The organism is Tenacibaculum sp. TC6 (assembly GCF_050606265.1).
GTDB lineage: Bacteria > Bacteroidota > Bacteroidia > Flavobacteriales > Flavobacteriaceae > Polaribacter.
On sequence record NZ_JBOCUK010000025.1, the window covers coordinates 10,855 to 28,880 of the forward strand.

Here is an 18,026-nt window from a genome sequence, read left to right on the forward strand (position 1 = left end):
TTTGACGAAGTTATTAATGTATATAATATGATAAACCTACATTTAAGGAATTTGAATAGTATAAGTTTTGTTGAAATAATTCTCCGTTAAGATGAATCGTAAAATACTTTTGTAGTTGAAAGTTAATTTTTGCTCTAAATCTTGAAAAGTATTCTGAGTAACTATCATAAAAAAACATACCGTCTAATAAAATATATGTTTTGTCAATATCTGTATTTAATTGATACTGTATTCCTCCTCCAAGATAATGTCTGTTTTTGGTCATCCAATATGGAATACCGTTTACGTTTGTACTTCCTATAGAGTAGGAGCTTTCTAATGATGTTCTTATTGTATTGGTATTGTATTTAAAAATTGGATAATTAGCAGTAAGCGATATGGTAAAATCTGCATTGTGATCTGTGTAATAATTACTTTCAATATAGGTAGCTGTATTGAAGTTGTTTTTAAAGTTTTTTTCAAAATAGACTCCTAAAGTATTTTGGTATAAATAATTTTGAAAGGCAGCAGTGTTTTTTACAGGATTGGCTTCATAACTTACAGATAATAATGTATTGTTTTGGCTATAACTACCCTTAACTCCTAGGGTATAAAAATATCTGTTATTATCGGTTTCAAAACCAACTTTTCCGGAGTATCTGAGTTTTTGATCAAATGATTTTGAGCTTATAAACTCATAATTAATTCCGTATAAATTAATGGCTTCTCCGTTTTGATTTACAATATTATTAACCAGTGAGTTTGATAAAGTGAAATTATGAACCTGATTTTTTTTAGAGATATGACTATAGGTGAAAGCTTTATCAAAAGTAGCAATATCGTTTCTGTTGGTGTTTACAGCAGATGTTATAGTGTACGAACTATTTTGTTCTAACATTATAATTCTTTGAATACTATCTTTTGTTTTTTCAAATAAAAAAGCAGGTTTTTCAGTAAGTATGTTTTTCTGTGTTTTTCTGTTTTGATAGATGAAAAATGTGTTTAATTTTTTTCGTATACTCTCATATTCATTATGAGTTTCCGGAATTGAAGAAGCCAAATCCCATGCTTTTAAAAATTGATTTTTAGCAAGGTATAAATCTATCATGGTTTTTTTAGCTTCAAACTCATCTTTAAAAGAAGTATAGTTGTAGTTTTTATAATACTCATCTAATTCTTCATATTTGCCTGCTTCAAATAACCAATATAATTGAGTTTCAATGGGTATTTCTTTTGAAAGTTCTGCCCACGCAAGTGCTTTGTCAATATGTTTGTTTTCATAAAAATACCAAGTAAGTTCTTTAGCGATAGCTTGGTAATCTTTGGTTACAGGTAAAATGTTAAGAACAGCAAATTTTTCAGGTTCATCTTTCCAAAGATAAGTGGCTATAAAGGCTACTTTGTTTTCAGGAGTGGGTTGTATTTCTGAAATTTCACGTAATTTATTGCGAATTTCTTTGCTGTTATTTTCGTTATTATAATTTTTTAAATATTCTTTTAAAAGTTCCAGTTTAACGGTTACATCGGTAGCCGTTAAAATTTGTCGTTCTAACCAAATTAGTTTGCTTTTTTCTGAAGGATACCAAATAATATCGGCCATTTCTTTTGCTAATAAGGCTGCTTCATAATTTTGTTTCAGATAATAAAAATGCTCAACATCTTCCCAAAATTTTTTTTCGAGTTTAGCCCAACTACAGTATTTAGCATACTCTTTCCAAATTTTAATAGAAAATGGATTTTTTCCGAATATTTTCTTACGAAGCATAGACAATTTATCAGATAAAATATCTTCCGGAGTTTCTTTAAAGTTTAAAAACTCGGAATACGCCGCTAGAATTTCAGATGTAGAAATAGTTGTAGATGCTGTATTGCTAAGAGGTATTTTTATTTGAGGTTTTTTTGTTTTGATATTTACCAAATATCCGTTTTGAAATGGAATTTGTGTGTACTGGCTTTTTTGGTTGGTTAAAAAATTAAAAAGGGTTGCTGCATGATTTTCATTGATATATAAAAACCAATTTTGGTCATTATGATAAGCTCCGGTATTAGTTACCTGATAAAATGAGCTGTCTTGCTCATGTTTAAAACTGCTGTTTCTTAAGTTAGCAACAAGTTTACCTCCTTTTTGTACATTTGGAAATGTAGCAAGAGGGTAATTTTTTTTATGTTCTTTAATAACTTTTTCAAATGAATTATACATGCCCGGAAGGTTGTTTTTGTTCGTTTTCTTCCAGTTTAGCTGAAGTTCATTTCTATAACTGAAATCTCCTTTAGCGTGTAAGTTATTTTCGTCAGGAATTTGATAAATATCATCCGGATGAAGAAAGTGTGTCCAAATTCCGGTATATAAGTAAATAGATTCCTTTTCATATTTTTTTAAATCATCTAAAAAAAAGCCGGAAGTAATTCTGGGAAAATCAAACATCGTATTAACGTAAGGTTCCGGATTAAATTCACGATTTCCACCGGAAGCAAACTCACCAAAATATAAACTACACATGTATTTTATAGAAGGGAGCCCTTGGTGTAAAGAATGTATACCTAATTTATCAATATAATTAGAAGGAGGAATGTAAGAAACCGGAAGAGCTCCGTAATCACTAACTCTCCAAATATTTTTAATGGTATTAAGGGCAATGTTAATATCTTCTTCATACCAATTTTCTTTCAGTAAAGAAACGTGATTATATCCATGAAACCCTAGCTCGTGGTTTTGTTTTAGTACATCTTTAGTGATAAGATGTGATATAGGGATGAAATTTTCTCTGGCTAAATTCCATTGTTTGTAAGAAAAAGGAGGTTCCGCATTTTCATCATAATCAAATATGATGGTTGTTGTGTATTTAATATCATACTTTTTAGCCATTGAAAGCATATCCGGCCACCATATGTTTTTTACAAAATCTTGGCTGGAAACATTGTATTCACTCAAAACAGGCTCTTTTATAAATGGGTAAACCGGACTAGGAAAATCATCAAGAAAAATTGTATTTATGTTGGCAACAGGATAAGGAATTCCTTCTAAGGTTGGGAGCAATGATGAAAATAAGACACCTCTTTCATACTTTGATATTTCTAAAGAGGTATTGTAGTATAATACATTTCCTAACCCTATATTTTTTTTGATAACAACCGGATAATTCTCTTCATTTTTTGCGGTTAAAATAACTTCTATCGAATTATCAAAACTTTTTCTATCGAGTCCAAAATGAGTAAAATTATTATGAATAGATAGGTTATTAAGGTTTGGTATAAAGTTGTTTTTAAACTGTATTCCTTTTGCTGTAGTATTGTATTTATGTTTAGATTTTTCTTTTTTTAAACCAATTAAAAAGTTAAAACGTTCATCGGCAATAGCATTGGTTATAATTAAATTTCCGCCTTTAGCAATAAATGTAATTAACTTATGGATTGCTTTGGTGTTTAACCCGTCTGTTTTTGAAATACAAATAGTTTTTAAAGTTGACGGAAATTGATAATTGGGAGTGTTAATTTCATTTTCTTTAACTATTGAAAATGGAATTTTTGTGTAATCACATAATTGTTTAATGTTTTCTGAAACTTTGTGAGATGACGATTTGTTTTCAGAAATGTAGGTTACAAGCGGAGTGCTACCGGTTAAAAAATAATCACTTTTTGAAAATGATTCTTCCTTACTTTTATTTGTAGCGTCTGTACTTTTGTTTTTGGGTAAAAAGCCATACGTAGAGCAAAAAAATAAAGCAAGTACTATAGATACTTTTAATAATTGGTTAATTCTTTTTTTCATAATCTTTTATCATAAAACAACATTTGGTCAACGTTGCTACTATTTTCATGATTAATTATTTTGTAAACCCTAAGTCTGTCTGTGTTTGTATAGAGTACAATTTCTCTATTTCTAGACTTTAAAATTTTTAGAATGCTGTCATTTTTTTTCAGCTGATTTTTATTCGTAAGAAAGCCTATTCTGCTCACGTTTTTGTCAACTCCCAATATTTCAAATAAAAAAATGCTATTAGGGAGGATTGCTTGTGGATTTTTTTTAAAAAAATCTTTTTCTTTTTTATTGAGATGAAAAACAGAATCTTTTTCTATGTAGCTTTTATTTAATTCTTTATAGTTTATAAAATAATGATTGGTTCTACTAAATACCATTGCTTTTTGATGGTTGGTAACCGCATAACTGTAGGGTAGATGGTTGGTAATAATTTTATCATAAACCGCAAGCAATTGCCTGTTCGTTTCATTAGAACTTTTAAGGTTTTGTAGAGGAGTCTTTTGAATATATATAAGCGAAAAAATAACAAAAACAAGCGCTAAGAATGCGGGATATTTTACCTTTTTAGAGGGTAACTTATTCATGACTAATTGAGTCATTGAAATTCCAATAATGATTGGAGTTAAAACACTAAAAATTAATAAGAATAAATTTTCATCAAACAAATAATAGTTGGTTTGGTATAGGGCTGATGTAGAAAGATATAATGAAGATATTACAACAGAAATAATGTTAATTTTTGTACTTAAAATATTTATGATAATAACCAACGTAGCTAATAAAGACGATAGTTTAATGATGTTTTTATAGGTAAAGTATTGGTTTTGTATTTTGGTAAAGTTTGAAACTTCAATAAAACTATTTTTAAAAAAGTAATTTAAATTAAACTGCCCGTAATTAAATAAAATAAAAAATAGAATAAGAGTACAACTTGCTATGAAAAAGGGAGATAGTATTAAAATTCCTCTTTGTTGTAACGTTTTAGATCCATCATATAAGAAGATAAATAAGAAAGCAGGAAGGATTAAAAAACCAAGACTGGAAAAGGCTAAAAAAGATATCGCAAATAAGGCTAAAAAAGTATAGATTAAATGTATTTTGTATCTGTAAAAGTGCTGTTTTTGTGCTAAACAAACTAAAACGGGTATAAGTATAAAAAGAACGGTAAATATTTTACGATGTTCAAATATAAAGGTAATGTCTATGGGAGTTATTACAAAACCACCTAAAAAAATTATGGCAGACAAAAGTGGAATTAAATTTTTATCCTTAAGGCTTACCGTTTTTACTACCCAATAAATAAGCATAGATAAAATAATGCTTTGTAAAAAACCAAACATTTGTAAACTCATTCCTGAACTTACTTTGAAAAAAAGGCTGAATAAACTTATTAAAGCATATTCTCCCATTTCAGTATAATCAATAGTAAACCATTGCTGATTTAAAATTTGAGTAACCTTTTCAAAGTCGTTAAACCAACTTTCAGAAAATAAAAATAAATCGTTGGTGTAAAATAGCATTCGAACAACAAACGAAGCCATAATAATAAATAGAATGATACTTAAATCATATAGTTCATTTGGAGTCAATTTTTTGCTTGAGAAAAACTGACGTATAATTTGTTTTTTATTTGGAGCCTCAATAAAACTAACAGATTCTATAGTAAGTTTTTCAAATGAGTTTTTTATTGAACTGTAAATAACTTTAGGAGAGTTGAAATTATATAAATCGAAAAGTAAAAAAACAGAAACTAAACTTAAATAATTAAAAAGATTATACGATTTGAATTGTACCAGTAAAAAAACAATTAAAATACTTACAGAGGCATATTTACTAATATTGATTAGTAAAAAGTCTGAAAAAAAATAATCCTTTTTGTCTTTTGAAGCTTTCTTTATGAAATAGAAAAAAACACCTATTAAAATAAACCGTACTAAAGCGTAAAGAAAACTGGTTTCATGTAATTTCATGGTTTACTATTTAAAAGAAGGTTTATTTTGTAAATCAATTTGTCCTATAAAAATGTTCCACTTGTATTTTCGTAACTTTCTGGAAATTTTATTATAGTCTCTTTTTCTATTAGCATATTCAATAATGATCAAAGGAATGTTGTACTTTTCTTCTATAGTTTTTAATTGACACACTTTTTGATTACATTCTTTTTTATCTCTAAACCTATATTCTTTGTCATCAAAATTGTAGTTGGTAACTATCGATTCTATAGCTATAGAATTAATATATTGATGAGTATGCTCAACTATTTCTAGTCCGGCATTTTGCATTAAATAAATAGAAGGAAATTGATTTTTAATAGAATGCAATAGCTTAAGAAATTCGTTTTGTTGGTGTTTTTGCTTTCCATAAGTACAGTAGTTGTCTACATTATCCAGAAAAAGACCATCAAATCCGTTCATGATTACTTTTTGCTTAATATCATTTAGTAAAATTTCATGTACAGGTTTTTGACTCAAATCTAAATAGTAACTATTCCATATGGTATTTTTACCTGAAAGGGCATAGTTTTTAGCACCTTCATAAAATGAAGTATATGTATTAAATTCTCCTAAAGAAAGGTAGCATAAAACTAATTTGTTGTTTTGCTTTAACACTGCTACTTCACTTGCTGAGTAATGACTAGCTTCAAGAATAACATATTCATAATTTATAATTTCGTGTACAGGAACTTTTCCATAGCACAAAAACACGTTTTTAGAATTAGCGGTTAATTTTGTTGAAAAAATAATACCGGCTAATACTATTAAATACTTAAAGTGTAGCATAGTAATCTATGTTTTTATAAATATTTAGATTTTCTTTTAAGGTTAAATAAGTAAATGCAACAGAAGCTATTAACATACCATAAACACTATCTTCATAAGAAAAAAGTCGGCTAATAATAAAACCTGATGAAATATTGAGTACGCATGCCAGCACTAGAATTTTAAGAACTTTCTCATGTCTTTTCATAGAAATAAGATAAGAGGAGTTTAGCATACCAAAGCATAAAAACAAATAGCCTAAAACGCCAATGTTTGCTATTTTAATATTGATGCTTTTTAAAGGTTCTGTAAAAAAATAATTATACCCCCATTGCCCGTAAAAAATATACAAGATCACCATATAAATAGGAATAGAGGCTAAAAAAATTACAGAGATATTTTTAATATATAGACTTAAAATCTTTTTTCGATACTCTTTTAAATTGGTTAAAGAAGTATACTTCTTTTCGGTATTTAAAAAATTAAATAAAGAGTTGTTACTATGTTCAAGAAAACCGGCAAGTAGTAAAAAGAAAATAATAGATAAATCCATGCCAATTTCGTAGTCTTTTTCATAATAAACCGGTAAGAAAAAATTACTGGTTTCATTACTTGACCAAGCAATAATTCTATCTATAAAAAAGAAAAAATTAATTAAAAATCCATATAGAAATGGGTAGATATTATTGTAAAACAGTGATCCTTTTTGAAAGGTAACATTTGAAGAAATACTAATTTTTCTTTTTCTTTTAAAATAGAAAATTAAAAACAATATAACTGAGCCTATAGCTGTGAATAATCCTAAAAAGTGTAATTGATAAATATTTACAGAAGTATTATTAATAAAAGGCAAACAAATTAAGGTTGCTGCCAACGTAGATAAAAAAATGACTTTTCGGTTTCTAATCACATGAAGTGGCGAAAAAACTAAAAATAATAAGCCTACACCAAAAGCATAAGAAACTATTAACAGCATAGTTTTATACGGGTAAATAGGAATTATTAAGTTTAAAACCATAATTACCAATAGGGTTAGAAAAATAAATACAACTCCTTTTTTAAGAAGAAAAAATGTCATTTGTTCTACTAACCGATAATCTTTTAAATAAAAATGTTTAGATACCTGGTTGCCGATAACTTGTATAAAACCACCGCTAATAATCATTCCAATGATAATACCTAATACAACTACGGTAGATTGTACATGATTGAATCCGGTATATACATATATAGAAAAACCATAAACAATTATTGACGTTAATTGTATGGCAAAAGCTAATAAATAGGAGGTGCTAAAGAAATATTGTTTAACAAACAAATAAGAGTTAAGTAATATTTTTTTAGGTTTTTCGGTTGATTTTAAATTGTTCTCAGGCCTAACAACCTTAAGAGGTTTTACAGCCAATTTTTGAAAAATATCAGAAGCTAACGTCCATGAATCATCATAACCAAAATCTTCAGGTACATTTTCACTTTTAATACCTAAAGATTCTAATGTGGCAAGAACTACTTCAACTGAAACCGGGGAACCTATTTTTTCTTTTACATTTTGTAATAATTCACTATTACTTTTTTCAAAGTTTGTTACCATTGTTCAACTACTAAATTTTTCCGTTCAATAATGTTGTTTTTAAATAGTAGTAGGTCGTCGTAAACTTCTTCATAGGATCTGATAATTTTTTCAATAGTGAAATTTTCTAAAACTCGTTTTCTTGATTCTTCTCCCATTTTAATTCTTGCATCATGATTTTGTAATAAGAAAACAACTTTTTCTCCTAAAGAAGTATAATCTTTGGGTTTGCACACAAACCCTGTTTCTTCAGTAATTGCTTCAGCCACACCGCCCACATCAGTGGCTACAACCGGAACGCCGCAGCTCATAGACTCAATAACAGTGTAAGGAAATCCTTCAGAAATAGAGGTTAAAATTGAAATATCACCTTCTAAAAAGGCTTTATTAGGCTGACTGTGATGTCCGGCCAGAATAAAGTTTTCGGATAATTTTAATTCTTTAATAAGTTTTTCACATTCATATACATACTCTAAGTCAGCTTGTTTATCACCATAGACTAAAAACTTTACATTAGGAATTTTATCCCTAACATAATTACAGGTTTTAATCATTGTAATAATGTCTTTTAATGCAAAAATTCTGGCAATAGCTACAACTGTTGGTGTGTTTTTAAGATGCTCCGGTTTTTCTCCTAAAGAAAATTTGTTTTCATCAACCCCATTGTAAATTACTTTTGATTTAACTTTATCTAAACCATAATGGAATTCCCACTTCGTATTAAACTGATTAACAGAAGTAACCAAGTCAGATTTAGCGTATGCTAATCTTGATACTGATTCAGAGCATTTTATTATTAAGTTTTTAACGAAAAAAGACAATGAAGAACTGCTTATGTTAATCATGTTTTCTCGTATAAAAACACCATGTTCTGTTGCAACAATGGCTGCATTGTACTGTTTTTTAGCTATTAAAGCCGGTAAAATAGGGAGTCCCGCAAGTGTAATATGAGCAATATCTACGGGCGGAACTGGAACAGCAAGTGTTATGATAATTTTATTAATGTATTGCAGAGCAAAAGCAATATCATTTAAAGTTGGTTCATGATCATTTCGCGCATAATTTTCTTCTATAATACCTTTAAATTCATTCCAAACGCTAACATTTTTCATGGTAATATCAAAGTCAAACTTCTGAAAATAATCCCATAGTTTATAGATGCTTTCTTCAAGAATATCTAAATCACGGTTATTACCTATTAAGTTAGAAACAAAGTCTTTAAAAGGAGCTAAGAAGTAATATCTGATATTGATATCGGAAGTGTTTTTCTTCTTACTTGCTATATGTTTGTAAGAGTGTCCATAACTCATAATATCACATAAAGCATAAGGAGCCCATAAAGGAACCTGGATAATTTCTTTTATGTTGGAATGAATGCTGTATTTTGGTTTTTCTTCAAAATAAGCATTTAATGAATAAATGATATAGTCAACCCCTTTTGTTAGATTACACAAGGTATGTGACCAACTTGAGACCCCGCCATAATTATAAGGATAAGTACCCTCAGTTATGAGTAGTACTTTTTTATTTATAACAGACCCTCTTACTTTTTGTAAATCCATAACAAATTGTTATTATTTAATTTTCAAATAAGAGTGAGGGGGTGCACAAATGTATAAAAAAATACACAATGTAGTTTTTTTAATTTTTAAGCACCTCTATTCCGGTAGGTTGTGTATGGTTTTTCCCCTTTGGATATATTTATCCCTCCCTTACGAGCATTAAGACACCTTGTTTATAAATAAGTCACTTTACTGAAGGATTGAAAATTAAACAATTGATTATTTTTTATTACTATATATTATTAATACAAAACCGCTATTTTTGAATAGAAAGAAAAGTAATTAAGAGGTCTTGTTAAGCTAATTATGATTATATGAAAGTTTTTAAAAAAATAATAAAAGTTATACTGGTAATAATTGTTTTAATCTTTTTAGGAGGATGGTTTTTTGCTATGAATCTCAAACCTCAATACAAAGGAGACTTAAATTTAAAAAACATTTCTAATGAAATAATAGTTTCTTTTGATGAAGTTGGTGTTCCGCATATAAAGGCAATGAATCAAAAAGATGCTTATGTGGCTTTAGGTTATGTTCATGCCCAAGACAGACTTTGGCAAATGGAGTTAATGAGAAGAATTGCTGCAGGAAGATTATCAGAAATTTTTGGAAAAGAATTAATAAGAGTTGATAAGTTTTTTTCGGGATTAGGGATTGAAGAAATGGCTCAAAAAAGTATTGAAAAATTAGATAAAAACTCAAAACCTTATCAATTAGCTGAGGCATATTTAAGTGGAATAAATCAATTTATTGAAAACGGAACAACACCCATAGAATTTTATTTAGTAGGAGTTAATAAAGAGAAATACACCTTGCAAGATATATACAATGTTTATGGTTATATGGCCTTTAGTTTTGCGGTAGCTCATAAAACAGATCCTATGCTTACGGAGGTAAAAGAAAAGTTAGGAGATGAGTATTTAGAAGAACTCTTAGGAGCAGAGCATAGCAACTTAACAGTAATAAGAAATGAAAAAAATCCGGAATTAAAAGGGGCTTTTGCTCAAGCAATGAATGAAGTAATGGATAAATTGCCGGTATCTCCGTTTATAGGAAGTAATTCTTGGGTAATTGGTGGAGAAAAAACAAAAAGCGGAAAAGTAATTTTTGCTAATGACCCCCATATAGGATATGCACAACCATCTGTTTGGTACCAATCACATATCAAAACACCTGAATATGAAATGTACGGTTATAATTTAGCCTTAACACCTTTTCCGTTGTTAGGGCATAATAGAGAATATGCCTACGGATTAACTATGTTTGAAAATGATGATGTAGATTTTTATTATGAAGAAGAGAATCCGAACAATACATTAGAATACAAAACCCCTTTAGGGTATAAAAAATACGAATTACTCACTAAAAGAATAAAAGTAAAAGGTGAAAAAGATACACTATATCAGGTGAAAGTTAGCAATCACGGACCTGTAATGAACGGACTTATTGAGTTTATAGATACAGATAAACCAATAGCCATGCAGTGGATTTATACAAAATTAGAAAACCACCTTTTAGAAGTTTCCTATGATTTATCTCATGCCAAATCGTTATCTAATTTTAAAAACGGAGCTAGTAAATTGCATGCGCCGGGATTAAATATTATGTATGGCGATGCAAAAAATAACATAGCATGGTTTGCTTCCGGAAAATTATATAAATACAGAGATAGCTTAAATAGAAAACTTATTTTAAACGGAGCTTCCGGAAAAGATGAAATACTTGAGTATTTAGATTTTGAGCAAAATCCTCAGGCTATAAATCCAACATGGAATTATGTGTATTCGGCCAACAATCAACCCGATTCAATAGACGGTATGTTGTATCCGGGTTACTATCTTCCCGAAGACAGAGCCAAAAGAATTGAAAATTTATTAGATGTAAAAAATGATTTTACAAAAGAAGATGTAGCACAGATGATTTATGATGTTACTTCAGTAACTGCCCCGGAAATAAGTGCTTTTTGGATACAGAGTATTGATAATGATGAACTGTCACCAAGTGAAAAGAAAGCCTTGTACAGTTTAAAAAATTGGAATGGATATTTTGGAAAAGAAGAAGTGGGGCCGGTTATCTATAATCGTTTATGGTATGAGTTTGTAAAAAACACGTTTAAAGATGAGATGGGAGAAGCTTTTGAACAATTTATAAATACACCTTTTGAAGAAAAAGTAGTAGCCTATCAAGTGAAAAAAAATCAATCTATTTGGTGGGACAATATTGCTACTAAAGATAAAATTGAAACCAAAAATGAAATTATAACCCAATCATTTAAAGAAGCTTTTTCTTTTTTACAAAACCAATTAGGTGAAAATGTAGAGGATTGGAAATGGAAAAGAGTAGCTTCAGTAGAATATGAACATGCTATAGGAAAAGCAGGAGGAATACTCAGGAAAATTTTTAATGTGGGTCCTTTTGAAACAATTGGAGGAGATCAGGTTATAAATAATCAGATTTATAAAATTGATAGTACAGGTTATTATAAAATTCATGCAGGTCCTTCAACTCGTAGGGTCATTGATTTTTCAGATATAGAAAATAGTATAACCATTATTCCTACCGGGCAATCTGGAAATGTATTGAGTCCTTTTTACAAAAATCAATCACAAAAATACCTAGATGGAAAGTTTGTTCCAATGAAGTTAAATGAAAAAGCTATAGAGCAAACAGGTAACATTTTAAAAATCAGTCCATCTAAAAAGTAAAATCTTGACATATAAAAATAAAAACGGCTTGTTAAAAATTTATTACTAAAATGCTTTTTGTGTTTAAAAAGTATTAAAAAAGCTGTTTTATTTTATTTTTTATCATAAAAAAATAGAGATAACGTTACTTATATGATAAAAATCAATATTTCCTTTGATTAAATACGTGTAATTTCTATTAGAATATTGGGTTATTTGTAGCAAACAATTAAATTCTATTTTTATGAAAGTTAAGATAACAAATGTTAAGCTTCTTATTGTCATGATTATGATAATGGTGAGTTGTAAGAATGAAACAGAGGTGCTTAATATAGACGCAACTGTTGACCCTCCGTTAAAAGGCGTTGATGTACAAGAGTCTACTTTAGGATATGAGGCAATGGGAAGATCAGAATCTGATTGCCACTTCGAATATGAAGGAGAGTTAGGGCCTGATCATTGGGCTAATTTATGTAGTGGTGTATGGTCTGACTGTGCCGGAAACACTCAATCTCCTGTTAATATTGTAACTAGCAATACTAGAGAAAATGATGATTTAGATGAACTGTACTTAGGGTATAAAAACAGTTATGTGTCTATTTTAAACAATGGTCATACCGTACAATTTACTTATAGTCCGGGAAGTTATAGCTATTTAAATGGTAAAAAGTATGAGCTTAAGCAATTTCATTTTCATACAGAAAGTGAGCACACAGTAAATGGAAAACATTATCCAATGGAAGTTCATTTTGTGCATAAAGATGTTAATAGTTCTAACTTAGCAGTTGTAGGTGTATTTTTTGTAGAGGGTAGAGAGAATAAAGTATTAGCACAATTTATGAATACTATACCAACTCATGCAGGAGATACCTATGATAGCAATTATATATATAATGCAAAAGAATTTTTCAGATATAGTGATGAAGATACTTTTGAAGAGTATTATACGTATGGCGGATCTTTAACTACGCCACCTTGTAGTGAAATAGTTACTTGGTATGTTTTAAAAGAACCATTACAGGCTTCTGCTTCTCAAATTGAGAACATACGAAATGCTGAACACGAAAATAATAGACCTACGCAACCTTTAAACGGAAGAGTTGTTGAGGTTTCTGAAGACTAAGATTTACACGTTTTTAATATTGTAATTAATGTGCATTTTCGTACGAAAATGCACATTTTTTAAATTACTTACAGGAAAATATTGCTTTTATTTCTAACATTTTTAACACAATAATTATGGTGAATATAAATTCAATGTTCCCTTATAAGAGGTTTAAATTTAAAAGTGAAAAAATTTTTGAAGATTTATCAGATGAATGTAAGGGATTAATTTTAAGAGAAAAAACAACTTTAAAAATACCTAAAGGACAATCGTTATTTTATGAAGGAATGATACCTCAAGGAGTATTTTTATTGAAAAAAGGAAAAGTAAAAAAATTTACAACAGGACTGGAAGGAAAGATGTATATATTTCAAATTTCCATAAAAAACGAATTGATAGGTTATCAAGCTCTTATGAGCAAGGCATCGTATCCGTATTCAGCTTCTAGTTTAACAGATTGTGAAATCGATTTTATACCCAAATCAACGTTTATGAAACTAATAGATTTAGATAAGCTCTTTGGGTATAGGCTACTAGAAGTAATGGCTCATGAATTTGGAGTTTTTGTAAATAATATGAAAATACTTTCACAACATTCAGTAAGAGAAAGAGTGGCTCTATCTCTTATTGAATTAAATGAATGTTTTTCTGATATAAATGAAGGGATTAAAATATCAAGAAGAGATCATAGTAGTATGATTGGAACTTCTGTAGAATCTCTTACAAGAGTGCTTCATGATTTTAAAGAAGAGCGTATTATCAAAGTAGAAAAGGGAGAAATTTTTGTGAATGATATGAAAAAGTTAATTAAAGTTTCTAATTATGTATAAGTAAATCAGAAACTTTATAACCCTTATTTTACCCCCACTTTGTTAAAAAACGTAACTGTTTTAATTTTCCTTTATAAGGAGCGTATCTTGTTGGAATGTCTAACCAAGTTCCCCTAGTAACTACTCCTTTATGGTGAGAAAAAGTATCAAAAGTTTTTTGTCCATGATAGCTGCCAATACCGCTTTCTCCAACGCCGCCAAAAGGAAGTCTGTGATTTGCAAAATGAACTGTAGTGTCGTTTATCGTGCCACCTCCGAAAGAATATTTTTCAATAATTCGATTTGCAAACTTTTTTCTATTTGAAAAAAGATACAAGGCTAAAGGTTTGTCGTACTTAGAAATAACGTTGTCAATATCATTTTCGGTTTCATAAGTAATTAAAGGTAAAATTGGACCAAAAATCTCCCCTTTCATTACTTCACTGTCTAATTTAGGATTGTCTATAAGTGTTGGAGCAATATATTTCTCCTCTCTGTTAGTGTCACCTCCGGTTAAACAAGTTACGTTTTCAAGCATTAATGCCAATCGATCAAAGTTTTTGGTATTCACAATACGCGGAAAATCCGGTGAATCTTTTGGCTGGTCTCCGTAAGCAATTTTTAACTCTTCTTTAAAAGAGGAAACAAATTTGTCCTTAACAGAAGAGTGAATTAATAAATAATCAGGAGCAATACATGTTTGCCCTCCGTTAATAAATTTACCCCAAATAATTCGTTTTGCGGTTAGTTTAATATTGGCAGTTTCATCTACAATACACGGACTTTTTCCTCCTAATTCTAAAGTGATTGGAGTGAGGTGTTCGGCAGCAGCTTTGGCTACAATTTTTCCTACAGGAACACTACCGGTAAAGAAAATATAATCCCAACGTTGAGCTAATAGCTCTTGAGAGACAGCTACACCACCTTCAATAACAGAAACATGATTTTTATCAAAAACAGCTTCAATAATTTCTCGGGTTATTTTACTTGTGTGCGGTGTTAATTCAGAAGGTTTTAAAACAACTGTATTTCCGGCAGCAACAGCACCTATTAAAGGAGCAAAAGCTAATTGAAAAGGATAATTCCAAGGAGCTATAATTAAACTTACTCCATAAGGCTCTTTGTGTATTTTTGCTGATGAAGGAAAGTTAAGAATAGCAGGTAAAACACGTTTAGGTTTACTCCATTTATAAAGATTTTTAAGAGTCTTTTTCAATTCAGATAAAACAATGGTAGTTTCTGTCATTACAGCTTCGTATTCAGACTTTTTAAAATCATTATACAATGCGGTAACAATTTCGTGTTCACGATTTATAAGTTCATTTTGAAGTTTTTTTAGCGCTTTTTTTCTGAAAGCAATGCTTTTAGTTTGTTGTGAACTAAAAAAAACTCTCTGATTTTGAATAATTTGTAGGGTGTTCATTGTTTTTAAAGATCTTCAAGTTTTTTATTCATAAATTTAAACCACAGAGGAGGAAACAAGGCCAGTAACATCATTCCCGGATATCCGGTTGGCATTTGCGGACTTTCAGGTAATGTTTTTAAAAGTTGATAATGTTTGCTTCCATTATAATGATGGTCAGAGTGTCTTGATAAGTTAAATAACATTAGTTTACCAATAACATGATCAGAGTTCCAAGAATGGGTTCTTTTCACGCGTTCATATCTGCCATGTTCATTTCTCTTTCTCAATAGTCCGTAATGTTCTATATAGTTTACAGTTTCCAGTAATAAAATTCCAACAATGCAAGCTGCTAAAAAAGCAATGAGCACATTTATGGTAAAGAAAAATAAAATTGACGTAAGTAAAATGCAGTTACAAATTGAATAAATAATCATTCTATTTTGATAATGAAACCAATTTCTTCCTGAATTAAGAAGCCTTTTATTTTCTTCCGTCCACGCTTGGTAATAGCTTTGGAAATGTGAGCGAATCCAGAAAAAGTAAACAATTTCATTTTTTCTTGCAGTAGCGGCATCATTAGGAGTTGCTACATTAAAATGATGTCCTGCATTATGATAGGGTAAAAAATGGGTGTTTAGTGAAGTTAATAGAAGTAACTCTCCTAAAAATTCATCTAATCTATTATTTCTGTGGCCTAATTCATGCCCAACGTTAATACCTATAACTCCGCACATTAACCCCATAGCAAATATTTTGCCTATATAATCGAATGTGCTTAAACCGGGCTCCTGTATAATGATAAAAAACCAGTATAAAAAACCTAATTGAATAGGTATGGTTAAGTATAAAATATAGGTATATAGCTTATTTTGTTTTTCTATTTCTTCTTGTTCTTTTGAAAAATTCATTTTATCCGGAGAAAAAAGAAACTCAACTAAAGGAACGATAATAAAAAAAGTGAAAATAGGTAAAAAGGTAAGCCATCCCTTTTGAGTAAATGAGATATATACTGTTATAGGTAAAATTAAAATCGATAAAAATTTGAGCGCTTTCATTAATTATTAATTTCCCTAAATATACAAATTTAGAGACAAGCATCCCAAATAGAATCTTTTGGAGTTGATGCAGTTACTTTTATAAGCTCTTTACTAACCGGATGTATAAACTCAACTTTACGTGCATGTAAATGAATGCTGCCATCTTTGTTGCTTCTGTTAAAACCGTATTTTAAATCACCTTTAATAGGGCTGCCAATGTTTGATAGTTGTGCTCTAATTTGATGATGTCTTCCTGTTTCTAAATTGATTTCGAGTAATGAATAACTATCCAGTTTTTTAAGAACTTTATAATGTAAAATAGCTTTTTTACTTCCGGGAATTTCTTTGTTGTAAGCAAACGATTTATTGTTTTTCGGATTCTTTTTTAAGAAATTAATTAAGCTGTCTTGTTCTTTTTGAGGTTGGTTTTTAACAATTGCCCAATACGTTTTTTGTATTTCTTTGTCTTTAAGCATTTTGTTTAAACGTTCAAGAGCCTTAGAAGTACGGGCATAAATAACCACACCCGAGGTGGGTCTGTCTAAACGATGAACAGTTCCTAAAAAAACATTTCCAGGTTTATTGTATTTGTCTTTTATATACTCTTTGATAATATCGCTTAACGGGGCATCTCCGGTTTTGTCTCCTTGGGTGATGTCTCCTGCACGTTTATTAACAATAATTAAATGATTGTCTTCGTATAAAACCTGAAGCGTTTCTTTGGTAGAGTGCATTAGAATTATTTAAAATCTTGAGCTACATCTTGATTAACCTGATTAATAAAATTCAAAAACTCATCACGACCTAAACTGCTGCTTGATGAGGTGATAAATGACATAGGTGCTTCTTCCCAGAATTTTAATAACTCTTTTTTATAGCGAGCTATTTGTTGGTTAAGTTTAGAACTTCCAAGTTTATCCGCTTTGGTAAATACAATACAAAAAGGAACTTGATGTTCACCTAAGAATTGCATAAATTCCAAGTCTATTTTTTGAGGATCATGTCTTGAGTCTACTAAAACAAAAGAACAAACTAATTGTTCTCTTTCTTTAAAATAGTTTTCAATAAAACCTTGAAATTTAGCTCTTTTTTTCTTTGAAACTTGAGCGTAACCATACCCGGGTAAGTCAACTAAAAACCATTCATTATTAATTTTAAAATGATTTATGAGTTGCGTTTTTCCTGGTCTTCCTGAGGTTTTGGCTAAGTCCTTTCGTTCCATTAACATATTTATTAATGAAGATTTTCCAACATTTGAACGACCGATAAATGCGTACTCAGGAATGCGCTCTTTAGGGCACTTTGTAACATTGGTATTGCTGATTATAAATTCAGCAGATTTAATTTTCATTAGTAAAA

At 29.7% G+C, this 18,026-nt stretch carries 12 protein-coding genes; 3 read left to right on the forward strand and 9 right to left on the reverse strand.

Annotated elements, in window-relative coordinates; translation table 11 throughout:
- Positions 1-13 precede the first annotated feature (13 nt).
- The 5 genes from ACQY1Q_RS12805 to pelF are packed head-to-tail and all read right to left on the reverse strand — an operon-like array spanning position 14 to position 9,630.
- Positions 14-3,748: a DUF2194 domain-containing protein gene (locus tag ACQY1Q_RS12805; protein ID WP_431005716.1), complete on the reverse strand. Its 3,735-nt coding sequence runs from the start codon at positions 3,746-3,748 to the stop codon at positions 14-16.
- On the reverse strand, positions 3,745-5,709 hold the full coding sequence (locus ACQY1Q_RS12810) for a hypothetical protein (RefSeq protein WP_431005717.1): 1,965 nt from the start codon (positions 5,707-5,709) through the stop codon (positions 3,745-3,747). The genes ACQY1Q_RS12805 and ACQY1Q_RS12810 overlap by 4 nt, the downstream gene beginning before the upstream one ends.
- 6 nt (positions 5,710-5,715) lie before the next feature.
- The gene (locus ACQY1Q_RS12815) at positions 5,716-6,519 is read right to left on the reverse strand and encodes an endo alpha-1,4 polygalactosaminidase (protein ID WP_431005718.1); all 804 of its coding nucleotides are present in this window, start codon (positions 6,517-6,519) and stop codon (positions 5,716-5,718) included.
- The gene (locus tag ACQY1Q_RS12820) at positions 6,506-8,089 is read right to left on the reverse strand and encodes a hypothetical protein (RefSeq protein WP_431005719.1); all 1,584 of its coding nucleotides are present in this window, start codon (positions 8,087-8,089) and stop codon (positions 6,506-6,508) included. The genes ACQY1Q_RS12815 and ACQY1Q_RS12820 overlap by 14 nt, the downstream gene beginning before the upstream one ends.
- On the reverse strand, positions 8,083-9,630 hold the full coding sequence (gene pelF, locus ACQY1Q_RS12825; RefSeq protein ID WP_431005720.1) for a GT4 family glycosyltransferase PelF: 1,548 nt from the start codon (positions 9,628-9,630) through the stop codon (positions 8,083-8,085). The genes ACQY1Q_RS12820 and pelF overlap by 7 nt, the downstream gene beginning before the upstream one ends.
- A gap of 314 nt (positions 9,631-9,944) precedes the next feature.
- Here pelF and ACQY1Q_RS12830 point away from each other — a divergent pair, with 314 nt between their 5' ends.
- The 3 genes from ACQY1Q_RS12830 to ACQY1Q_RS12840 all read left to right on the forward strand — a co-directional run bounded on the left by ACQY1Q_RS12830 (position 9,945) and on the right by ACQY1Q_RS12840 (position 14,246).
- Positions 9,945-12,332: a penicillin acylase family protein gene (locus ACQY1Q_RS12830; RefSeq protein ID WP_431005721.1), complete on the forward strand. Its 2,388-nt coding sequence runs from the start codon at positions 9,945-9,947 to the stop codon at positions 12,330-12,332.
- A 223-nt stretch (positions 12,333-12,555) separates the two neighbouring features.
- Positions 12,556-13,434, forward strand: a complete 879-nt coding sequence (locus tag ACQY1Q_RS12835; RefSeq protein ID WP_431005722.1) for a carbonic anhydrase — start codon at positions 12,556-12,558, stop codon at positions 13,432-13,434.
- Between the two features lie 116 nt (positions 13,435-13,550).
- The gene (locus ACQY1Q_RS12840) at positions 13,551-14,246 is read left to right on the forward strand and encodes a Crp/Fnr family transcriptional regulator (protein ID WP_431005723.1); all 696 of its coding nucleotides are present in this window, start codon (positions 13,551-13,553) and stop codon (positions 14,244-14,246) included.
- 28 nt (positions 14,247-14,274) lie between these two features.
- On the opposite strand, the gene ACQY1Q_RS12845 is transcribed toward ACQY1Q_RS12840, so the two are convergent.
- From ACQY1Q_RS12845 to yihA, 4 genes are read right to left on the reverse strand one after another with little or no spacing between them, the layout of a single operon-like run.
- Positions 14,275-15,648, reverse strand: coding sequence for an aldehyde dehydrogenase (locus tag ACQY1Q_RS12845; protein ID WP_431005724.1), 1,374 nt, complete (start codon positions 15,646-15,648; stop codon positions 14,275-14,277).
- Positions 15,649-15,653: 5 nt separating this feature from the next.
- A complete protein-coding gene (locus ACQY1Q_RS12850; protein ID WP_431005725.1) occupies positions 15,654-16,685 on the reverse strand; it encodes an alkane 1-monooxygenase in 1,032 nt (343 codons plus the stop codon).
- Positions 16,686-16,714: 29 nt separating this feature from the next.
- Entirely contained in the window at positions 16,715-17,401 is a 687-nt protein-coding gene (locus ACQY1Q_RS12855; protein WP_431005726.1) for an RluA family pseudouridine synthase, read from the reverse strand.
- Between the two features lie 5 nt (positions 17,402-17,406).
- Positions 17,407-18,018 (reverse strand): ribosome biogenesis GTP-binding protein YihA/YsxC, encoded by a 612-nt coding sequence (gene yihA, locus ACQY1Q_RS12860; protein ID WP_431005727.1) that lies wholly within the window; start codon positions 18,016-18,018, stop codon positions 17,407-17,409.
- Between the last annotated feature and the right edge of the window lie 8 nt (positions 18,019-18,026).

What these genes read in the sequence shown, in the direction of transcription:
- ACQY1Q_RS12805 (WP_431005716.1), bottom strand. Translation starts at nt 3,748, where the DNA reads ATGAAAAAAAGAATTAACCAATTATTAAAAGTATCTATAGTACTTGCT.
- ACQY1Q_RS12810 (WP_431005717.1), bottom strand. Translation starts at nt 5,709, where the DNA reads ATGAAATTACATGAAACCAGTTTTCTTTACGCTTTAGTACGGTTTATT.
- ACQY1Q_RS12815 (WP_431005718.1), bottom strand. Translation starts at nt 6,519, where the DNA reads ATGCTACACTTTAAGTATTTAATAGTATTAGCCGGTATTATTTTTTCA.
- ACQY1Q_RS12820 (WP_431005719.1), bottom strand. Translation starts at nt 8,089, where the DNA reads ATGGTAACAAACTTTGAAAAAAGTAATAGTGAATTATTACAAAATGTA.
- pelF (WP_431005720.1), bottom strand. Translation starts at nt 9,630, where the DNA reads ATGGATTTACAAAAAGTAAGAGGGTCTGTTATAAATAAAAAAGTACTA.
- ACQY1Q_RS12830 (WP_431005721.1), top strand. Translation starts at nt 9,945, where the DNA reads ATGAAAGTTTTTAAAAAAATAATAAAAGTTATACTGGTAATAATTGTT.
- ACQY1Q_RS12835 (WP_431005722.1), top strand. Translation starts at nt 12,556, where the DNA reads ATGAAAGTTAAGATAACAAATGTTAAGCTTCTTATTGTCATGATTATG.
- ACQY1Q_RS12840 (WP_431005723.1), top strand. Translation starts at nt 13,551, where the DNA reads ATGGTGAATATAAATTCAATGTTCCCTTATAAGAGGTTTAAATTTAAA.
- ACQY1Q_RS12845 (WP_431005724.1), bottom strand. Translation starts at nt 15,648, where the DNA reads ATGAACACCCTACAAATTATTCAAAATCAGAGAGTTTTTTTTAGTTCA.
- ACQY1Q_RS12850 (WP_431005725.1), bottom strand. Translation starts at nt 16,685, where the DNA reads ATGAAAGCGCTCAAATTTTTATCGATTTTAATTTTACCTATAACAGTA.
- ACQY1Q_RS12855 (WP_431005726.1), bottom strand. Translation starts at nt 17,401, where the DNA reads ATGCACTCTACCAAAGAAACGCTTCAGGTTTTATACGAAGACAATCAT.
- yihA (WP_431005727.1), bottom strand. Translation starts at nt 18,018, where the DNA reads ATGAAAATTAAATCTGCTGAATTTATAATCAGCAATACCAATGTTACA.